This is a genomic window from Bartonella sp. AA168HLJHH, from assembly GCF_042197365.1.
In the GTDB taxonomy this organism is placed as follows: domain Bacteria; phylum Pseudomonadota; class Alphaproteobacteria; order Rhizobiales; family Rhizobiaceae; genus Bartonella.
Genome location: NZ_JBHIRS010000005.1, coordinates 93,100 through 112,928, shown reverse-complemented (window position 1 = coordinate 112,928; position 19,829 = coordinate 93,100). Strand labels below are relative to the sequence as shown.

Sequence of the window (19,829 nt, the reverse complement as noted above, 5' to 3'; positions counted from 1 at the left end):
TTGCCCCTCGCTTTATTCAACAATAATAAGTGGTTCACCAAATTCAACAGGTTGGCCATCTTTGACAAGAACAGTGGTTACCGTGCCTGAGCGTGGTGATGAAATTTGATTCATTGTTTTCATGGCTTCAATAATAAGTAATGTCTCTCCTTCAGAAACATTTTGTCCTACTTCTACAAAAGGTTGTGCACCTGGTGAAGGTGCAAGATAAGCTGTTCCAACCATTGGAGAGGTTATTGTGTTTTTGGATTTATCTTCTTGGATAGATTGTATGGGAGATTCAGTTGTTGGGACCGGAGAAGATGTTACAGAAAAAGTAGGAGTAGAAACAGGAGCATAGATTGCTTGCTCAGAAGAAGTTAAGGTATTTTGGCGTGAGACACAAATACGAAGCTCCCCTTGTTCAACTTCAATGTTCGTTAAATTGGTATCATTCAAAATTTCAGCAAGATCACGAATAATTTTCGTATCAATTGCGGTTTTTGCCGAATCCATTTTTTTTGTTGCCATTTTATTTCTAACTCCTTGATCAATGAAGATCGTCATTATCTCATTTTATGACCGAATATCTCTAGATTAGGGATGAGATCTTTTGAGGCTTTAAAGATTTTTATTTCCTTTAAATCATTATAGTTTGCAATTTAAACTCGTATCTGCTTTACGTAAAATTGCACTTATAAGCCTGTTATCAAAAAAGAGAAAGCATAAAATTACCTCATTTACAGTATTCTTCCTAAAACGGATCAGGTATTCACTGTGTATTATCTATCGCTTGTTTTAGAATATCTTGTCTGGCTGCGCCGATGAATATTTTATCACCAATGATGTAAGAAGGTGTTCCCGTAATATGAAGTGCAGAGGCAATTTGAATGTTTTCTTTAAAAGCGTTTTGCAGAGTGGGATCTTTTATTGCATTATGTAGTTTTTTTTCATCTGCTCCTAATGAAACAGCTACTTTAATAGCTTTAGCTTCATTTGCACGACCCTGATACATTAAAAGCGTTTTGTGAAACTGAGGATATTTCTCTGGAAATTGTTTTCGAAATGCGTAGGCAACAGTATGGGCTGCCATAGAATCAGAGCTTAAAATTGGTAAGTCCTTGATAATAACCTTTAAATCTGGATATTCTTTTATCAAGTCTTCTATATTTGAATAGGAAATTTTACAATAACCACAGTTGTAATCAAAAAAATTGACAAGCACTCTTTTACCATTTGGGTTTCCCAAAACAGCGTCATGAGGAGAATGAAAAATCTCTTTTTCTAATGAATGAATGACAGAAGTTTGTTTTTGGTTTTCGTATTCATTCTGTTTTTCCAGCTTATCTTGAAGAATAAGCTGCATTTCAATCATAATTTCTGGATGAGTAAGAAGATACTCTCTGACGATTTGTTGAATATGATGAGAATCAGTATGTGGTATCATTTTTTCTTTAAGCTTAGATAAAAAGCTAGAATCTTCCAAAAGTTGTGATTTAAGCTTTTCTAAGCTTAAATCATTTGCTGTTTTTGAGTGTGATGTTGCGTTTGATAAAGAAGGTAAAAAGATTAAAATACTCGACATAACTATGACTAAAATTTTTGAAAAAAGTGTTATTTTCGAGTTTTGAGAGTGATAATTCATTTGTATACCTTCACATTTTTTAGGGTGTCATTGAGTGAACTATATGAAAAGCGCTATCTATGTGCAATGAAGCATTTAGTTATAGTGTATCTTTAAGAATGAGAAAAAACATCAATTTTTCTCTAAAAAGATTTCATATGATAAACCTTGGCTTGGTAAGGATTATGTTTTGTAAAAGATAAAAAAATTCTCTTTAATTTGTCAAATGTTGTTTTGATGTATAAGGGTATCAAAAGCTTTTTGTGCGTGTTTATTTTAGGAAAAAGTACGTTGATAATACAATGAAGAACATTTGTATTATTTTTTCCTGTTGCTTTATTGAGTACTGAGAAACAAAATTAAATAATGAAAAGTGAAATTATGAAAACCACAACACATTATGATCTGTTTATCATTGGAGGAGGGATAAACGGCTGTGGATTGGCAAGAGATGCAGCAGGACGCGGATTTAAAGTGGGATTGGCTGAAATGAACGATCTTGCATCTGGGACCTCAAGTGCGTCAACAAAGCTTATTCATGGTGGGCTTCGTTATCTTGAACACTATGAGTTCAAACTTGTTCGTGAAGCATTGAAAGAACGCGAGATTATTTTACGTATGGCTCCACATATTGTGCGTCCTTTGCGTTTTCTCCTTCCTTATCATAAAGAATTGCGCCCTGCTTGGATGTTGCGTTTTGGACTTTTTATTTATGATTATTTAGGGAATTGGAATCAGAAATTGTGGCGCAGTAAAACGATTAATTTTTCACAAAAATTTTGCTCTACACTGAAGAAAGAATATCAGAGAGGTTTTGAATATTCTGATGCAAGAGTAGATGATGCGCGTTTAGTTATTGGCAATGCTCGTGATGCAGAAAAGTGGGGAGCTGATATAAAAGTACGAACAGAAGTTCTCTCTTTAAAAAAAGAAGACAATAAATGGCGTATCTTTCTTCAAGACAAGTTAAGTAGCAAAGAATATAGTGTCACAGCTTCTTATGTCGCGAATATGACAGGTCCTTGGATTGATCATGTTTTAGCAAGCATATTAGATTGTAAAGAACATCCACCAGTACGGCTTGTTAGAGGTTCTCATATTTTAGTTCCCAAGCTTTATACTCATGATCGTGCTTATATTTTTCAAAATGGTGATGGGCGTATTATATTTGCTATTCCGTATCAAGAAGAGTTTACCTTACTTGGAACAACAGATTGTAATTATCAAGGAGATCCGGCTGACGTTCATATTACTGATACAGAAATTGATTATATTTGTGCAGCAGCCAGTGAATATTTCATACAACCAGTGTTGCCTGAAACGATTGTCTGGTCTTACTCTGGAGTTCGTCCACTCTATGATGATGGAGCTTCAAAAGCACAAGAAATTACGCGCGATTATGTTTTAAAAGAAATGGGAACAGGAACGACACCAAAGATACTTAATCTTTATGGTGGAAAGATTACAACTTATCGTAAGTTGGCTGAAGATGCGATGAAATTTGTTGAAAAAGAGCTTGGTAAAAAGGGAGCATCATGGACGGCTAAGGCAGTACTTCCAGGGGGTGATTTTCCCTATAACAAATTAGATACAATCGAAAATAGGATTGCTCTTTTAATGCCAGATTTAGATGCTTTTACACATCGCAGGCTTGCACGCTCCTACGGTACGGAAGCATTGGTGATCTTTGCACATGGTAAGGCAAATAAAGGAAAAAATTTTGGACATGGGCTTTATGAAGTAGAAGTAAAATGGTTGATGGAAAAAGAATGGGCTAAAGTATGTGAAGATGTGTTATGGCGTCGTTCAAAACTGGGGCTCCTATTTAATGAACAAGAGGTTGATACTCTTTCTTCCTATATGCAAAGCCAACAAGAGATTGAACAACGTTTATGATCATTTCATTTTACAGATTGTATCTGCAATATTGTAAAATATTTTCCTTCGAGAGATACTGATATTAGTTATAGATATTAAAAAGGCAATGGTTGTCTATACCCTGATTTTAGTTTTTTTTTGCAAGAATCACAAAATGGCAAAATTAGATAGAATATTTAAGATGAAATTTGTCTATCTTATAAAGTGAAATCTAAGAATATTACCAAAAAGAACTCATTGATAAAAAATAATTTATAATTAGATTCGTGTGAAATAAGGTTTTTTTCTTCTTTAAGAGAAGATAAAAGCTACTTTCTGTATCGTTTATTTGCACAATGAGTTAAAAAAATATAAAGAAAATTAAATCGATCATGAAAAATTCTATAATGTGTTAGTTTAGCATTTATTATCTTAAACGCTGTACTAAATCATGTAAGGGAAGAGGCTTGAAGAGCGTAATAAGAAGAACTTATAAATGAGTTTTTTATATTATAGTAAAAATCTTCTTTTTTCATGTTTATATACCTGAACACTAATCTATGAGAAATGCGATATTGTGTTGTGGCATGATTGATTGTAGTAAACCTTGATATCAATTGAAAATAATGAGCTGTTATTATACTCATGATAGTATAAGAGAATAAAATTTTCCGTAAACTAAAAGTAAGTATTTTTTTATGTATAAAGAGAGAGCTATAGGGACATGAGAGTAATACCCTCATGATATTTTACAACCTTCCATCGCCTATAAAATTTGCAGTAGCACCAATGTTGGACTGGACAGACCGACATTGCAGATTTTTTTATCGTCTTTTAACGAAAAAAGCTCTCCTTTATACGGAAATGATGGTAGCAGATGCTGTCATTCATGGTGTTCGCGAACAATTGTTGGCTTTTAGCGACAAAGAATGTCCAGTTGCATTACAATTAGGGGGCGCAGATCCGAAAAAGTTAGCAGAAGCTGCACGAATTGCTGAGGATTTTGGCTACAACGAAATAAATCTCAATGTTGGTTGCCCATCAAATCGTGTTCAAGCAGGTGTCTTTGGAGCTTGTTTGATGCTACATCCAGACATTGTGGCAAATGCCGTAGAAGCAATAAAACGAGAGGTTACTATACCTGTAACTGTCAAATGTCGGATTGGAGTGGACGAACAAGATGAAGAGTTAGCGTTAGATCTTTTGGCTAATCAGGTTTGGAATGCTGGATGTGATGCGCTTTGGATACATGCACGCAAGGCATGGCTACAAGGATTGAGTCCGAAAGAAAATCGCAATATTCCGCCCCTTAATTATGAAAGGGTTTACAAATTAAAACGTCAATATCCTCATAAATTCATTGGGATAAATGGTGGAATTAAATCGATTGATGAGATCAAAGAACACTTAACTTTCTGTGATGCTGTCATGGTTGGTCGCCAAGTTTATCATGATCCAACTTTGTTAAAACATATTGATTTTGAACTCTATGGTGAGTCGCAGAATAGTCTAAGTGAGAGTGATCTTATTGAGGTTATGTGTGATTATGCGGCTCGACATATTGCATCGGGGGGGCGGCTTTCTCATGTGACGCGTCACATGATTGGTTTATTTCATGGGCGGGGTGGGGCACGTCGATGGCGGCAAATACTATCAAATGATGCGACAAAACCAAACGCAGATATATGTACTTTAAAAGAAGCTTTTTATGCTCTCATTTAATAACAGTCAGACAATTAACATATATTAGAGTTGAGATCCTTTGCGTTTTGATTTCTTTGCGATAATTTTGATCCTTTTAATTTTATAAGTTTTTGAAAGTTTATAACTTTTATTATGAATAAGAATGTTAGAATTTATATATTAAACGGCATGCTGATTATACTTATTAAATAAAAAATAACTTAAGGGTATCACTGTAAAGGTAGTCATAAGATATTAATAACATTTTGAATCTTGCACGTTTGTTATTGGGGTAGAAAATAGAATATAGAAATTATTGCCTTCATAGTATTTAACTTTTTTAAAGCACTGTTAAAAAAACAATAAATTATTTATATCCTGTATATATGACGTGATTTTCATAAACATTGTAGATTTTAAAAGGTATCCTTATGATCGCTAGTCCATTTGATGATTTTCGTGCTTTGCTTACAAATTTACCTGTTGCTGATGAGTTTTCTATAATTTTGGCAAAAAAACGGCAAAAAAACTTAACAAAAGAGCAAGGAACATTGGGAAAACTAGGAGATATTGCTGTTTGGTATGCGGGGTGGAGGGGTACAGAAAAACCTATCGTAACGCGACCTTTGGTTGCTATTTTTTCTGGAAACCATGGTATTGTAGAGGAGAATATTACACCATTTCCACAATCTATGACACAAAAAATGGTAGAAAATTTTGCATCTGGTAGAGCTGCTATCAATCAAATTTGTATTGCTTATGATCTTGGATTAAAAATTTTTGATTTAGCATTGGAATATCCAACAATGAATATTACGAAGGATGCCGCAATGGATGAGCGGAGTGCGGCTGCTACAATGGCATTTGGAATGGAATCCATTGCGGGTGGGACAGATCTTTTATGTATTGGAGAAATGGGAATTGGAAACACAACAATAGCTTCAGCTTTATGCTTAGCATTGTTTGGAGGGGAAGTGGAAGAATGGACAGGAAATGGTATGGAATCAGAAGGCGATTTTTATCAGCGTAAAATTGCAGCGGTTAAGACAGCCATTTCTTTGCATAAGGATTATTTTAATGATCCTTTTGAGATAATGCGTCGCTTAGGAGGACGTGAGATTGCTGCTATGGTTGGTGCTATTTTAGCAGCAAGAATAGAAAAAATACCCGTTATTTTAGATGGTTTTGTGGCAACAGTAGCTGCAGCGGTTCTTTATAAAATGCATCCAAAAGCTCTTGATCATACCCTTGTTGGACATGTTTCTTCTGAGACAGCTCATCGTAAACTTTTAAAAAAAATTGGCAAAGAACCACTTCTAGATTTAGGGATGCGTCTTGGTGAAGGAACAGGAGCAGCTATGGCAGCTGGTATTGTCAAAGCTGCTGTTTTAACACATGCACAAATGGTGGTTTTTTAACAAGAAAGTTTGAATGCCTAAAAGATCATAAGACGGATATAAAAAATCTTAAGAGCTTTGTTCATGCGTCTTGTCGTGTAATTTAATATAATTAAGTGGAAGTTCTGTTGTATATTTAATCTGTTCCATTGCGAAAGAAGAAGAGACATCACGGATGTCAATTTTAGAAATTAATTTTTTATAAAAAAGATCATAAGCTTCAATGTTGGGCACAACAACACGCAATAAATAGTCAATATCTCCACTCATTCGATAAAATTCAATGACTTCACGGAATTCTTGCACAATTTTTGAAAAACGCTTAAACCATTCATGACTATGTGTATTTGTGCGAATAGACACAAAAACAGTGACGTGTGCGTTTACTTTTTCTGGAGAAAGAACAGCAACACGACGCTGAATGACGCCATCTTCTTCAAGTTTTTGAATTCTACGCCAGCAAGGAGTGGTCGAAAGTCCCACTTTTTTAGCAATATCAGCAACAGAAAGTGTCGCATTTTCTTGCAAAAGATGTAAAATTTTTCGGTCAAGACGATCCATATTTTTTCTCAATATTTTAATTTATAAAAATTTACGCACTAAACGACGCAGATATACAATAAGCTCATCGTTAAACCATGGGTTTTTCTGTAACCAAAAAGTATTTCGCCATGACGGATGAGGCAAAGGCATAACATTATAGCCTCGAGGTTGAGGAATGGAAAGAATATTTCTCCAATCACCAACAGTTGCAGAAACGGTTTTATGTTTTAATTCTGTAATGTGCCACTTTTGCGCATAACTGCCAATAGCAAGAACAAGCTTTATTTGAGGCATTGCCTGAAATATCTTTTCATGCCATATTTCTCGACATTCACGTCTTGGTGGTAAATCAGCTTTATTTTTATCATAACCTGGAAAACAAAATCCCATAGGAACAATAGCAAAGAGAGATTTATTATAAAATTCTTCTTTCGTGACACCTAGCCAATTACGCAATTTTTCGCCAGAGCGATCATTAAAAGGGATAGAAGTTTCATGGACACGCAACCCTGGTGCTTGGCCTGCAATTGCAATCGAAGCAGTATCGGATAAATAAACGACAGGGTTTGGTTCATGAGGAAGAGGAGGAAAATAATGGGGTTGTTGGACGCAAACACGACAGGAATAGATCTCTTTTTCAAGTTTGATAATTGGGCTACATTGTTTCATTAGTAAATAAAATTAAAAAATATTTTTTTTATTCTGTGCGAGGATTTGCTTTGCGCCATTCTTTTGGTCGTTGAAAACTTGATGCCCATATTCCTTTCTTTTTCTTTCTAGCTTCTTGCTCTTCTTTGGGGTATTCATAATAATTTACAGCCCAACCATTATGTACAAGTGTTGCGTTGATATTGCTAACTTGTTTTGTTTTACATGTTGCAAGAATACGGCGATATTTATCTGTTTTTTTCCAGTGACATGTAACAGTTTGATTTTTTAATAGTTTTTCTAAATATTTTTTTGCCTCAAGCCCACAAGGGTAGCGCGCTTCCTTTTTTCCACAAAATTGGTGGAGTTCAGGAGCATCAATTCCAGCTAGTCGAATCTTAATTGAAGAAATCATAATGGTATCGCCATCAATGATTAATGCATTTCCTTCAACAGAGTTTTGAGAAGAAAATTTTTCTTTTTGAGGCAACCGCTGAGTTTTCTTAAAATAAGTTGACATAATGATAAGAATGCTAGCAGCAACAAAAATACTGAAACCGATAACTTTTAGATTAAAGCTTCTTAGATTAAAATGAGAAAAAGATTTTTTCATGAAATAAAGAAACTGCTAACATTATTATAACTCTATTTTAGTATCGAGAAACTTTATTCATATGACGAAACAATGTTTCGTTTTAATGACAAAATTTTCATTAGATATCACAATAATCAAATACTCATACAGAATATATGTAAGCAACTTAAATAATAAATCAACTTATCCAAATCCGTACAAAACATACAAAGTTTAAAGTAAACTTTTTAAACTTAAGGAAATAAAAAACACCCCTCAAAAAATAAATTTGAAGAGCAATACTCCCACATTTCTTTTGGAATATAAAATCTATCAATTCAATGATAATTTTATTTATTTAATTTTTGTTTCTTTAAATTCAACGTGTTTTTTTACAACTGGATCATATTTACGCTTGCTCATTTTATCTGTCATTGTACGGCTGTTTTTCTTTGTTACATAGAAAAAACCAGTATCCGCAGTTGATAAAAGCTTGATCTTAATGGTTGCTGCTTTAGCCATAATGTAAGTACCCTATTTATACTGAAAAAATATTATTGCTGTCAAAACTTATTTCCGACATCATCAGATTTTCCGGCAACACTACGGATGTTCTCAAAAAAGTCAAGAGCTGATTAATTTTCTCATAAGTTGGACAAACACGAAAATGACATATAAACCGAAAAAAACAGCCATAGCTATTGAAAAACCAAAGGGTTTAAAGATATCCATGGATTTTCCGATAAAGGTCGGTCCGATGAGCATACCAATTCCATAACAAAAAATAAAAGCAGAATTAGCAGCAGCAAGCTCTTGCCCCTTGAGACGGGCTCCTAAATGTGCAAGACTAATTGTATAAAGGCTCGCTGATACACCACCCAGAAAAAACAAATCAAGCATCAGAATCCATGGATATTGAAGAATCCATGGTACTATAAAAGTTCCTATAAAACCTAAAATAGCGCAACTCATCAGCGGGTAGCGTCGATCTTTGGCGTAGTCGCTTATAATGCTGATAGGAATTAAGAGGAAAATATTCCCAAGTGCAAGGGTTGCCATAAAATGTGCTGCTTCATTCTCATTATAACCAATGGATAAACTAAAGGGTATTATAAGAGTTAATACGCCCATTTGAATGGCCCCGTAAACAAGGACCGCCATCATTGCACTTGGAACGTGAAAAAGATAACGAAAAAATGGCATATATTGATTTTTTTGAAATTCTGGACTTAATTTCCAAGCGGTAAGAATTGGTATAGTAGCAAGTATAATAAGGCTATATCCAACAGCAAAAGGAATAAATCCTTGTGTTCCCACTTTTGCTAGCAGCGTTAGACCTATTATAAACCCTAATCCTAAGACAATAGCATAAATAGAAAGGATAAAACCGCGTTTTTTGGGGGGAGCATAACTGTTGATCCAAAACTCTGACAGGATAAACATAACTGTCATGCTGAAATGTAATATAAACTTTAAAATAAACCAAACCCATATGGGATCAAAAAAATAGAATCCTAAAAAACTTAAAGATCCTATCGCCATCATAAGCAATATTGTTTGAGCGATTCCTAAGCATAAGGCAATTCGAGACGTAAAAATAGCTGCAATAATTATGGCGATTCCACCAACTGTTCCACTATAGCCGATTGTACTGTTGGAAAGTCCTTTCTCTGCCATAAGAAGAGAGACAAGTTGTGTTCCCATTGCCAATGCTGTTCCAACAGTGCCAATGGTTGCAATAGCGGCAATAATTGCACGCAAAGAATTATTTTGAGAGTCAAAAGGTTTTTTTTTCATGAGAATGGCTTAAGGTACTCTTGTTTATTTAAACAATGAAAAGATGAGCTGAAATGAAAGGGAGCCAAAACTATCCTTTGCAGTTTCTCTCATTTCCTAAGTATAAAAAACTGCAAGATTTTTATATGGTTATTATAGACTTAATAATAAAATTTATCCTCTTGTATACTAAAGAAATAAGATTGTATATATAAAATAATATAAATATTATATAATATAAGTCATTTCTTAAATTGAATTTATTATTCATATTCTATGTAATTGAGGGAAAGAAGCTTAATTTTTTCTTTTCCCATAAAGAGTATACTTTTGTTTTTTTAATTTGTTTTTATGGTAGGATGTCGGTGAAAATTTTATTGGACGAGGTTTTGTTAACAGTTCAAAGCATAAAGCGCCAGCAAAAGGTTGTACCGTTATAAGTTTTACTTCTACAACATCACTGAGCTGATAGCCTTTATGGCTACGCTGTCCTACAAGAACATGTTGTGCTTCATCAAAATGATAATAATCATTTTTAAGTGTAGAAATATGGACAAAACCATCTGTATTGAGTTTATCAAGTGAGATAAAAAGACCTGCTTTTGTAACTCCGGAAATGCGACCTGTAAAAATACGACCGATTTTATTCATTAAATAGTGAGCAACAAGCCGATCAATCGTTTCTCTTTCAGCCATCATTGCACGGCGTTCGTATAAAGAAACTTGCGTAGCAATTTCTGCAAGATTTTGTTCTTGTGTATCTGTTAATTGATCATTTCCTAATTTGAGAGCTTTAATGAGTGCTCGATGAATAATGAGGTCAGCATAACGGCGAATTGGTGATGTAAAATGCGTATAGTTCTGCAAATTCAAACCAAAATGGCCACTGTTTTTAGGGTTGTATTCTGCCTGTGATTGTGAACGCAAAATAACTTGATTGATCAGTTCTTGTTGTTCAGTATGAGCGACCTTTTCTAAAATTCTATTAAGACGTGCTGATGTTAGTTCTGCACTTTTAGAGAGTGATATCCCTAAACTTTGAAGAAAGCTCCGAAGTATTTCTTGCTTAGCAAGAGAAGGTTTTTCATGAATACGATAAATGAGCGGCTGGTGATGTTGTTTTAATGTTTCAGAAGCTGCAATATTGGCTTGTATCATAAACTCTTCAATCAAACGATGGGCTTCTAGATGTTCTTCACTCACAACATCTTGGATAGATCCATTTTGATCAAGAATAATCTTTTTTTCTGCAATTTCTAATTCTAGTGGTTGGCGACAATTTCGCGCAGTTTTAAGGCATGCATAGGCTTCCCATAAGGGGTGCAAAATGCTCTCAAAAAGAGGGGCTATTTTTTCATTTATATTACCTTCAATTGCCAATTGTACTTCTTGATAAGAAAGTTTGGCTCTTACACGAATCATAGTACGATGAAAACTATGTTTTCGTTTATTACCGTTTGCATCAAAAATCATACGAACGGCTAAAGCTGGTCTTTCTTTTCCTTCATGCAGAGAACATAAATCATGAGAAAGGCGTTCAGGTAACATTGGCACAACGGTATCGGGAAAATAAACAGAATTTCCACGTTTCAATGCTTCTTTATCTAAAGCGCTTCCTGTTTTGATATAATAAGAAACATCTGCAATGGCTACAATAATAATCCAACCATCATTATTTGCTGGATCCTTATCCTTGGTTGCATAAACTGCATCATCATGGTCTTTGGCATCTGGTGGATCGATCGTAATAAATGGTAATTGTCGCCAATCTTCGCGGTTATCCATCTTGGCAGCTTTGATATGTTTAACTTGCTCAAGAACGCTTTCAGGAAAAATATAAGGAATTCCTTTTGAGAGAAGAGCAATCATGGAGAGTGTTTTTTCACTCTTAATATGTCCTAAGACATTTTTTACTTGTGCACTTTTTAGTCCATAACCAGTATTTTTTTTTATTTCAACTTCAACAAGATCACCCGTTTCAATCTTCATGTCTGGAGACATTTCAACTATGAGCTCATTGGTTTTGCGATCTATAGGATCAAGGCGCCATTGATTATTTTCCAACTTTCGTACAATACCAAATGCGCTCTTTGGGGATAGTTCAATTTTACGAATAATTCGCCCCCTATATGGGGGATTTTGAGAATTTTTATTTCGAAAAACTTTTACAAGAACATGATCTCCAACGCCAACACTCCCTCCCTTTATGTGATGAAAAGAGTGTATTTCAATATTGGGCTTTGGCGTATCTTCCCATTCAAGAGGTTGTGCAATAAAACCGCCATCTTTATCACGTTCACTAATTTTTACTAAAGCAACAGGAGGCAATTTTCCTTTGTTTATTTCTCTTTTGCGCTGTTTAGATATAAGATTTTGATCCTTTAACGCACGTAATATATCTTTAAGCCAGATACGAGAATTACCTTTTAAGTTAAAAGCTTTGGCTATTTCTCGTTTATTTGATCGATCAGGATTCTCATTAATAAAGGAAATAATTTCTTCCTTATTGGGCAATTTTTCTCCCTTGAATGAGGAGAGATATTTTACGTTTTTTTCATCTTTAGCCAAAATTTATGTCTCTTTTGTCTTTGCTTTTGTCTTGGAAGAAGCTCTTTTTGAAGTTGTCTTTTTGCTCGATTCTTTGGCCAATATAAGTTCTAATGCCTCTGGAAGTGTTACACTAATGGGATCTTTCTCTTTTGGCAATGTTGCATTAATTTTACCCCAATTGACATAAGGACCGTAACGTCCATTGCGTACGGTGACTGTTCCGCCTTCTGGATGCTCTCCTAATGTTGCCAATGCTGCAGATGTTGCTCTGCTTTGCTTGGTTTTATTTTCTTGTTGTTCTGCCAATACTGTAACAGCGCGATTAATACCAATATCAAAAACTTCATCTGCATGAAGAAGGCGTGCAGATTTTCCATTATGACTAAGGTAGGGACCATATCGTCCAATTGTCGCGGTAATCATTTTGCCAGTTTCAGGATGAAGGCCAATTTCACGGGGAAGGGATAGTAAAGCCAAGGCCTTTTCGAGGGTTATGTTTTCTGCCTGCCATTCTTTTGGTAGTCCTGCGCGCTTAACTTCTTTGCTTTCACCTCGTTGAATATAGGGACCAAAACGGCCATTGCGAAGAGAGATATCTTTTCCTGTTTCAGGATCAATCCCAAGTATAACAGGTTCGTCATTGTGCGCAACTTCATTATCTTCTTTTGTATCTGTACCAAGTTGGCGTGTGTATTTGCATTCAGGATAATTGGAACAGCCAACAAAAGCGCCATAACGGCCGAGTTTTAATGATAATTGACCATTTTTACAAAGAGGGCAGGAACGCACATCACTTCCATCTTCGCGTTCAGGAAAAGCAAGAGGTGCTAATGTTACATTTAAAATATCAAGGACATTGGTGATACGGAGTTCTTGGATATTGCTAATAGAGGCATTAAATCCATCCCAAAAATCGCGTAATACATCTTTCCAAGAAAGTTTGCCATCAGAGATAAGATCCAGTTTTTCTTCAAGATCTGCTGTAAAACTATATTCTACATAGCGATTAAAGAAATTTTCAAGAAAGGCTGTAACAATACGCCCCTTAGCATCAGGAATAAGTTTTCGCTTATCAATGATAATATATCCACGATCACACAATGTCGCCAATGTGGAGGCATAAGTTGAAGGACGACCAATTCCTAATTCTTCAAGCTTTTTAATTAAGGAGGCTTCAGAATAACGGGGAGGGGGCTCTGTGGTATGTTGTACAGATTCAACTTTTTCTTTTGTAAGTGCTTCACCAGTGTTTATTTGTGGTAAACGTGTTGTTTCATTTTCTTCATTATTTTCTTCGTCTCGTTGATCCGTGTAGACGGAAATAAAGCCATCAAAGCGAATAACAGATCCTGTTGCCCGTAGATTTGCACAGTTTTCTCCTGTCTGTGCTTCAATTTCAACAGTTGTACGTTCAATTTCAGCAGAGCGCATTTGGCTGGCAATGGCACGCTTCCATATCAGATCATAGAGCTTTGCTTGATCGCTATCGAGAAAATTACGGACTTGACTAGGATTGCGTTGAAAATCTGTTGGGCGGATCGCTTCATGTGCTTCCTGTGCATTTTTTGCCTTTGTTGAATAAAAACGTGGCTTTTCAGGAATATAGTCTTTTCCGAAAGTTTCATGAATAACTTTTCTTGCTGAATCAATAGCCTCTGGTGCTATCTGCACACCATCGGTACGCATATAAGTAATAAGCCCTGCCGTTTCACCATTAATTTCAATGCCTTCATAAAGCTTTTGGGCAATTTGCATAGTGCGAGAAGCTGAAAAACCTAGTTTTGAAGAAGCTGCTTGTTGTAGTGTAGAGGTTGTAAATGGAGGAAAAGGATTTCTCTTTGTAGGTTTTGCTTCAACACTGAGTGTATGATATTGAGCTTTCTCCAGCATAAAGCGAATTTGGTCTGCTTGTTCTTGAGATTGAATATCAAGCTTGCCTATTTTTCTTTGATTAAACATTGTCAATCTTGCTTGGAAACTATCATTTCGGATGGTTTTTAACTGTGTTGTAATGGACCAATAATCTTCTTTGATAAAATGTTCTATTTCTGATTCACGATCACAAATAATACGCAAAGCAACCGATTGAACGCGTCCTGCTGAACGCGCACCAGGGAGTTTACGCCATAAAACAGGTGAAAGTGTAAAACCAACGAGATAATCGAGAGCACGACGTGCAAGATAAGCATCGACAAGGGATGTATCAATATCACGTGGATTGTTCATAGCATCAAGCACAGACTTTTTGGTGATGGCATTGAAGACAACTCTTTTAATAGGTTTATCTTTTAAAACTTTTTTTTGACGAAGAACATCCAGAATATGCCATGAAATAGCTTCCCCTTCACGATCAGGGTCTGTTGCTAATATAAGGCTATCAGCTTCTTTAACGGCTTTTGCTATTTCATTTAAACGTTTAGCGGCAGCAGAATCTATATCCCATTTCATAGAAAAATCTTGATCCGGTAAAACAGAACCATCTTTTGCAGGCAAATCACGAACATGTCCAAATGATGCGACAACTTTGTATTGAGACCCAAGATATTTATTAATTGTTTTTGCTTTTGCTGGAGATTCAACGATAACGATATTCATAATTTTACCCAAATATTGAAATAAAAATTTTTTTATAAACGCCTTTTACGCGAATAGCTAATGCCAATTGCTTAAGAGCACATAAAAAAATATTAGCCATATAAAAAACATGAATATTGTACAACTTATGATTGTTATTATTAGAGTACACCCTATATAGAATTACACGATTTATTTTCCACTGTTATTACAAAAACATACGGCGAAATACTAAGATAACGTCTATTGAGAGGTAGGAGGGGAAATGCTCAAGGATAGAGGATTATGTTTATAAATCATTTAAAAGTTATCCAATATATTACAGACATGTCAAAGCAAATGAATCAGATGGCACGTCAGGCGCACAGTCCGCTTTTAGCATTGCTTTTGGATATGGTTGCCAAAGAAGGGCAAAGCATTATTAATAGTGCTGAGGCTCTTGGGGAAGATCAAGATTCGACAATGACACACAACCACCAGAGTGTCGAATAAGCTTTCCAGCAAGGTCGAGTTCTACCAACAAGAGGTAGAGAGCTGGGAGTGAAACACCTGAGTGGATACTGAGTGTGTCTAAATCGATTGGCGTTGTTGAAAGAGCGGAGAGAACTGCTGCACGTGCTGCATCATCATCTGCTAAAGAGAGATCGCTGTTTTTTTCATCTGCTAAATTAAAATTCTCCTTTTCAAGTTGTAAAGAGGATGGTTCCTCAAAAAAATTGAGTTGCGAATTTGGAAGCGGTGAAATTAATGGCGTAAGTGTTTCTATAATGTCAGAAGGATGTGTGGTGAGTAGAGCACCGTCTTTGATAAGATTGTTTGTACCAACAGATCTTGGATCAAGTGGAGAACCGGGAATGGCAAAAATTAGCCGTCCCATTTCAGCTGCTTGACGTGCGGTAATTAAGGACCCTGAGCGCAGGGCTGCCTCTACAACCAAGAGACCAAGTGATAGAGCTGCAATAATACGGTTTCTTCTTGGAAAATCGATAGCACGCGGCTTCCAAGAAATGGGCATTTCGCTGATGATGGCTCCACCGTTGGCAATAATATCTTCATGCAACTTTTTATTTTCAGGAGGATAGATATGATCAATTCCTCCCGCCATGACTGCAACAGTTCCTGTTTTTAAACTTGCTTGATGCGCAACGCTATCAATTCCACGAGCGAGCCCAGAAATTGTTACAAAGTCTGCTTCTCCGAGAAAACGCCCAAATTGAGCCGTAAGCTTTTTTCCCGCAGCTGAAGCATTTCGAGAACCTATAATTCCAATAGAAGTTTTTTGAAAAATTGAAACATTACCTTTGATAGCAATAAGCGGCGGAGGGGCTTCTGTAACCTTAAGAAAAGCTGGATAATCTGGTTCTCCCATACCGATAAACCGAACACCTAATCTTTCAGCTTCTTGCATTTCTTTTTCTGCATCTTCTAAGCTTGCTATTTTAATAGATACAGAACCACCACCTTTTCTACTAAGCTCTGGCAGTGCTGCCAGAGCATTTTCTGCTGTTTTATAATGATCAATGAGATTGCGAAAACTAACAGCTCCAATATTTTCACTGCGCAATAACCGTAACCAGCTTAGACGTTGATGATCAGTAAGTAGGATTCCTTTATTTATCTCCGCTTTGCGTACCAATCTTACTTTCTTCCCCAATTAATAATCTACCGATATTTGTATAATGTTTTATGAACACAAATATGCTCATCGCAATCAGCATACAACAGAAATAAGAATCGGAAAAATAAAAAACAAATATCGGCGTGATCATAACAGCAACGAGTGCGGATAATGAAGAATAGCGTGTGAGGAGAAAAATCGCACTCCATACAATAATAAAAATAATTGCTGCGGGCCAGTAGGTCCCTAAGCAGACCCCTAGATAGGTAGCAACACCTTTGCCACCTTTAAATTTAAGCCATACGGGGAAAAGATGTCCTAAGAAAACAAAAAAGCCTGCTAGAGAAACAAGGATACTATTGTCTAGCGGATCACTAAAAAACTTTATAACGAAAACAACGATAGTTCCTTTCAACATATCACAAAGAAGTGTTAGAGCAGCAAGCTTTTTATTTCCTGTTCGTAAAACATTTGTTGCTCCAATATTGCCGGAACCGATTGTTCTTATATCACCAATTTTGAACAATTTCGTAAAAAGAAGCCCAAATGGAATCGAGCCAATGAGATAAGATACGAGGAAAATAAACCATGGAGTGGATTGAAAAAATATTTCTGCTTCATTCATTAAGAATCTCATTAAGTTTGTTGATCAAGTTTAAAAACGTTTTTCCCTTTCACAAAAGTCTGGATCACGCGTCCTTGAAAACGTGCATTCTCAAAAGGGGTATTTTTTGAACGTGAATAGAGCTTCTCTTTCGAAACAATCCATGGTTCTTCAAGATCAACCACAATAAGGTCTGCATGAGCCCCTTTTTTGAGTGTTCCTGCATTGAGTCCAAAGAGCTTTGCAGGCGCCGTTGACAAAAGTTCCGTTATCCGTAGAAGAGATAGGCTCTCATCATGATAAAGGCGTAAAGCTGCACTCAATAAGGTCTCCATACCAATAGCGCCAACTGCCGCGTCATTAAATGGTAAATGTTTTTTGTCGATACTCTGAGGATCATGAGAAGAGACAATAACATCTATAGTCCCATCCTTTATTGCTTCAATCATTGCTATACGGTCTTCTTCTGTACGCAATGGGGGCATTAAGCGAAAAGAGGTGCGATATTGTCCAATGTCATTTTCATTGAAAGATAAATGATTAATAGATACACCCGCTGAAATCTTCTCACTGCGTTTTTTACCTAAACGGAGTGCATCAACAGAGAGTGCTGTTGATATTTGAGCGGCGTGATAACGTGTTTGCGTTAATACTGCTAATCGCAGATCTCTTTCAAGTGGAATAACTTCTGCTTCGCGAGGGATGCCAGAAAGACCAAGCCAACTGGCAAGCAGTCCTTCATTCATCACACCTTGCCCTGTAAGATCTTTATCTTGCGTTTCATGTATCAATGGAACATCAAAATCACGTGCATAAGTCATTGCACGCCGTATAACAGATGAATTTTGAAGTGTTTTTTTTCCTTCACTAAAAGCAACGGCTCCTGCATCTTTGAGCAAACCAAATTCGGTTATTTCTTGTCCGTTGAAACCTTGTGTGATTGAAGCAACGGGATAAATATTGACCAATGACATTTCCTGTGCTGTATGCGTAATAAATTTAACGAGTGCTACATTATCAATAACTGGATGCGTGTTTGGCATCATAAGAAAGGAAGTAATACCACCTGTTGCGGCCGCGTAACTTGCTGATGTAATTGTTTCACAATGTTCATTCCCTAATTCTTCAACAAAAACGCGCGCATCAACAAGTCCAGGGAGAATTGCTTTGTTTTGTGCGTTAATAACTTCTGCTTCTTCAGGGAATCCCTGATTCAGAGCTTCTTTTCCAGCGGCTATAATTCGTCCATTTTTAACAATAACTGTACCAATTTCATCGATTGCGCGCGAAGGATCAATAATACGAGCATTCTGAAAAACAATTGGTTTTATCATTTTTTTTCTCCACTGATCTTTGTGCGTGAATCTAATAAAGCCTCCATGACAGCCATACGCACTGCAATTCCCATTTCTACTTGTGTCTGAATCATACTTTGTGGTCCATCTGCTATATCGGATGCAATCTCTACACCACGGTTTATTGGTCCAGGGTGCAGAATAATAGAATCATTTTTGGCATAGGCTAAATTTTCTTTATGTAAGCCAAAATAATGGAAATATTCACGCGTAGAAGGAATAAAAGAGCCTGTCATCCGTTCATGCTGTAAGCGCAACATCATGATAACGTCAGCATTTTTAAGACCTTCTTTCATCGTGTTAAAAACCTCAACACTCATATGAGCAATTTCTGCAGGTAAGAGTGTTGAGGGAGCAACAGCACGAACACGAGCACCCAAAGCATTGAGACACAGGATATTGGAACGGGCAACACGCGAGTGTAAGATATCTCCGCAAATCGCAACAGTTAATCCTTCAATACGACCTTTTGCCCTTTTAATGGTTAGAGCATCTAATAAAGCTTGGGTTGGATGTTCGTGGGCACCATCACCCGCATTAATAACACAACAATCAACTTTTTGCGCTAATAAAGCTGCCGCTCCTGCACTGTTATGGCGAAAAACCAGTATATCGGGCTTCATCGCATTGAGAGTTGTAGCAGTATCAAGTAATGTTTCTCCCTTTTTTACAGATGAGTTGCCGATCGCAAGACTCATCACGTGTGCACCTAGCCTTTTACCCGCTAATTCAAAAGAAGATTGTGTTCGCGTAGAGGCTTCAAAAAAGAGATTAATTTGAGTCCGTCCATGCAAAGTAGATTTTATTTTATCAATTTTGTTAGAAAGGATAATATTTGCTTCTGCACGATCAAGCAATGTATTAAGATCTTGTACACTCAGATCTTTAATAGCTAAAAGATGTTGATGAGGGAAAAGTGGGAAAAAATTATCTTGCATCATAGCATTCTTCTTTATCTCTCTCTAAACAGGTTAAACAAGCATTTGTTTGAATATGATAAATGTTTCTTAACTCTAAAAAGACAAATAGTCTATGATATGAATGATT

17 protein-coding genes are annotated in these 19,829 nt (G+C 36.2%); 4 read left to right on the top strand and 13 right to left on the bottom strand.

Features of this window, described 5'->3' with window-relative positions:
• Positions 1-12 precede the first annotated feature (12 nt).
• Together accB and ACFINM_RS04895 are read right to left on the bottom strand one after the other, a co-directional pair.
• Entirely contained in the window at positions 13-510 is a 498-nt protein-coding gene (gene accB / locus ACFINM_RS04900; RefSeq protein WP_273787930.1) for an acetyl-CoA carboxylase biotin carboxyl carrier protein, read from the bottom strand.
• 241 nt (positions 511-751) lie between these two features.
• Positions 752-1,624, bottom strand: a complete 873-nt coding sequence (locus ACFINM_RS04895) for a DsbA family protein (RefSeq protein WP_375621287.1) — start codon at positions 1,622-1,624, stop codon at positions 752-754.
• Between the two features lie 345 nt (positions 1,625-1,969).
• Between ACFINM_RS04895 and glpD the strand changes: the two genes are divergently transcribed.
• From glpD to cobT, 3 genes are all read left to right on the top strand, one after another.
• Positions 1,970-3,499 (top strand): glycerol-3-phosphate dehydrogenase, encoded by a 1,530-nt coding sequence (gene glpD / locus ACFINM_RS04890; RefSeq protein ID WP_375621286.1) that lies wholly within the window; start codon positions 1,970-1,972, stop codon positions 3,497-3,499.
• Positions 3,500-4,201: 702 nt separating this feature from the next.
• Positions 4,202-5,182, top strand: a complete 981-nt coding sequence (dusA, locus tag ACFINM_RS04885; protein WP_375621285.1) for a tRNA dihydrouridine(20/20a) synthase DusA — start codon at positions 4,202-4,204, stop codon at positions 5,180-5,182.
• Positions 5,183-5,574: 392 nt separating this feature from the next.
• A complete protein-coding gene (cobT, locus tag ACFINM_RS04880; RefSeq protein ID WP_375640810.1) occupies positions 5,575-6,561 on the top strand; it encodes a nicotinate-nucleotide--dimethylbenzimidazole phosphoribosyltransferase in 987 nt (328 codons plus the stop codon).
• A gap of 48 nt (positions 6,562-6,609) precedes the next feature.
• Here the strand turns inward: cobT and ACFINM_RS04875 are convergent, their stop codons facing one another.
• The 7 genes from ACFINM_RS04875 to topA all read right to left on the bottom strand — a co-directional run bounded on the left by ACFINM_RS04875 (position 6,610) and on the right by topA (position 15,226).
• On the bottom strand, positions 6,610-7,101 hold the full coding sequence (locus ACFINM_RS04875; RefSeq protein WP_375608344.1) for an Lrp/AsnC family transcriptional regulator: 492 nt from the start codon (positions 7,099-7,101) through the stop codon (positions 6,610-6,612).
• Positions 7,102-7,122: 21 nt separating this feature from the next.
• Positions 7,123-7,752 carry a uracil-DNA glycosylase family protein gene (locus tag ACFINM_RS04870; RefSeq protein WP_375640809.1) on the bottom strand — a complete coding sequence of 210 codons (630 nt, stop codon included), beginning with the start codon at positions 7,750-7,752 and terminating at the stop codon, positions 7,123-7,125.
• A gap of 28 nt (positions 7,753-7,780) precedes the next feature.
• A complete protein-coding gene (locus ACFINM_RS04865; RefSeq protein ID WP_375640808.1) occupies positions 7,781-8,344 on the bottom strand; it encodes a thermonuclease family protein in 564 nt (187 codons plus the stop codon).
• A 315-nt stretch (positions 8,345-8,659) separates the two neighbouring features.
• Positions 8,660-8,827 carry a 50S ribosomal protein L33 gene (gene rpmG, locus ACFINM_RS04860; RefSeq protein ID WP_004864083.1) on the bottom strand — a complete coding sequence of 56 codons (168 nt, stop codon included), beginning with the start codon at positions 8,825-8,827 and terminating at the stop codon, positions 8,660-8,662.
• A gap of 102 nt (positions 8,828-8,929) precedes the next feature.
• On the bottom strand, positions 8,930-10,102 hold the full coding sequence (locus tag ACFINM_RS04855) for an MFS transporter (RefSeq protein ID WP_375640807.1): 1,173 nt from the start codon (positions 10,100-10,102) through the stop codon (positions 8,930-8,932).
• A gap of 276 nt (positions 10,103-10,378) precedes the next feature.
• Positions 10,379-12,649 (bottom strand): ribonuclease R, encoded by a 2,271-nt coding sequence (gene rnr, locus ACFINM_RS04850; protein ID WP_375640806.1) that lies wholly within the window; start codon positions 12,647-12,649, stop codon positions 10,379-10,381.
• A 3-nt stretch (positions 12,650-12,652) separates the two neighbouring features.
• On the bottom strand, positions 12,653-15,226 hold the full coding sequence (topA, locus tag ACFINM_RS04845) for a type I DNA topoisomerase (protein WP_375640805.1): 2,574 nt from the start codon (positions 15,224-15,226) through the stop codon (positions 12,653-12,655).
• A gap of 264 nt (positions 15,227-15,490) precedes the next feature.
• Here topA and ACFINM_RS04840 point away from each other — a divergent pair, with 264 nt between their 5' ends.
• Positions 15,491-15,697, top strand: a complete 207-nt coding sequence (locus ACFINM_RS04840; protein WP_005773510.1) for a hypothetical protein — start codon at positions 15,491-15,493, stop codon at positions 15,695-15,697.
• Here ACFINM_RS04840 and dprA read toward each other — a convergent pair.
• The 4 genes from dprA to ACFINM_RS04820 are packed head-to-tail and all read right to left on the bottom strand — an operon-like array spanning position 15,627 to position 19,723.
• Positions 15,627-16,859 (bottom strand): DNA-processing protein DprA, encoded by a 1,233-nt coding sequence (gene dprA, locus ACFINM_RS04835; RefSeq protein WP_375629880.1) that lies wholly within the window; start codon positions 16,857-16,859, stop codon positions 15,627-15,629. The genes ACFINM_RS04840 and dprA overlap by 71 nt on opposite strands.
• Positions 16,816-17,448 (bottom strand): glycerol-3-phosphate 1-O-acyltransferase PlsY, encoded by a 633-nt coding sequence (gene plsY / locus ACFINM_RS04830; RefSeq protein WP_375629877.1) that lies wholly within the window; start codon positions 17,446-17,448, stop codon positions 16,816-16,818. Before plsY ends, dprA begins: the two co-directional genes overlap by 44 nt.
• Positions 17,449-17,459: 11 nt before the next feature.
• Positions 17,460-18,761, bottom strand: a complete 1,302-nt coding sequence (locus ACFINM_RS04825; protein WP_375629874.1) for a dihydroorotase — start codon at positions 18,759-18,761, stop codon at positions 17,460-17,462.
• The gene (locus ACFINM_RS04820; RefSeq protein ID WP_375621278.1) at positions 18,758-19,723 is read right to left on the bottom strand and encodes an aspartate carbamoyltransferase catalytic subunit; all 966 of its coding nucleotides are present in this window, start codon (positions 19,721-19,723) and stop codon (positions 18,758-18,760) included. The genes ACFINM_RS04825 and ACFINM_RS04820 overlap by 4 nt, the downstream gene beginning before the upstream one ends.
• Between the last annotated feature and the right edge of the window lie 106 nt (positions 19,724-19,829).

Bases quoted from the DNA above. Each gene is read 5' to 3' on its own strand.
- accB (WP_273787930.1), bottom strand. From the start codon at position 510: ATGGCAACAAAAAAAATGGATTCGGCAAAAACCGCAATTGATACGAAA.
- ACFINM_RS04895 (WP_375621287.1), bottom strand. From the start codon at position 1,624: ATGAATTATCACTCTCAAAACTCGAAAATAACACTTTTTTCAAAAATT.
- glpD (WP_375621286.1), top strand. From the start codon at position 1,970: ATGAAAAGTGAAATTATGAAAACCACAACACATTATGATCTGTTTATC.
- dusA (WP_375621285.1), top strand. From the start codon at position 4,202: ATGATATTTTACAACCTTCCATCGCCTATAAAATTTGCAGTAGCACCA.
- cobT (WP_375640810.1), top strand. From the start codon at position 5,575: ATGATCGCTAGTCCATTTGATGATTTTCGTGCTTTGCTTACAAATTTA.
- ACFINM_RS04875 (WP_375608344.1), bottom strand. From the start codon at position 7,101: ATGGATCGTCTTGACCGAAAAATTTTACATCTTTTGCAAGAAAATGCG.
- ACFINM_RS04870 (WP_375640809.1), bottom strand. From the start codon at position 7,752: ATGAAACAATGTAGCCCAATTATCAAACTTGAAAAAGAGATCTATTCC.
- ACFINM_RS04865 (WP_375640808.1), bottom strand. From the start codon at position 8,344: ATGAAAAAATCTTTTTCTCATTTTAATCTAAGAAGCTTTAATCTAAAA.
- rpmG (WP_004864083.1), bottom strand. From the start codon at position 8,827: ATGGCTAAAGCAGCAACCATTAAGATCAAGCTTTTATCAACTGCGGAT.
- ACFINM_RS04855 (WP_375640807.1), bottom strand. From the start codon at position 10,102: ATGAAAAAAAAACCTTTTGACTCTCAAAATAATTCTTTGCGTGCAATT.
- topA (WP_375640805.1), bottom strand. From the start codon at position 15,226: ATGAATATCGTTATCGTTGAATCTCCAGCAAAAGCAAAAACAATTAAT.
- ACFINM_RS04840 (WP_005773510.1), top strand. From the start codon at position 15,491: ATGTTTATAAATCATTTAAAAGTTATCCAATATATTACAGACATGTCA.
- plsY (WP_375629877.1), bottom strand. From the start codon at position 17,448: ATGAATGAAGCAGAAATATTTTTTCAATCCACTCCATGGTTTATTTTC.
- ACFINM_RS04825 (WP_375629874.1), bottom strand. From the start codon at position 18,761: ATGATAAAACCAATTGTTTTTCAGAATGCTCGTATTATTGATCCTTCG.
- ACFINM_RS04820 (WP_375621278.1), bottom strand. From the start codon at position 19,723: ATGATGCAAGATAATTTTTTCCCACTTTTCCCTCATCAACATCTTTTA.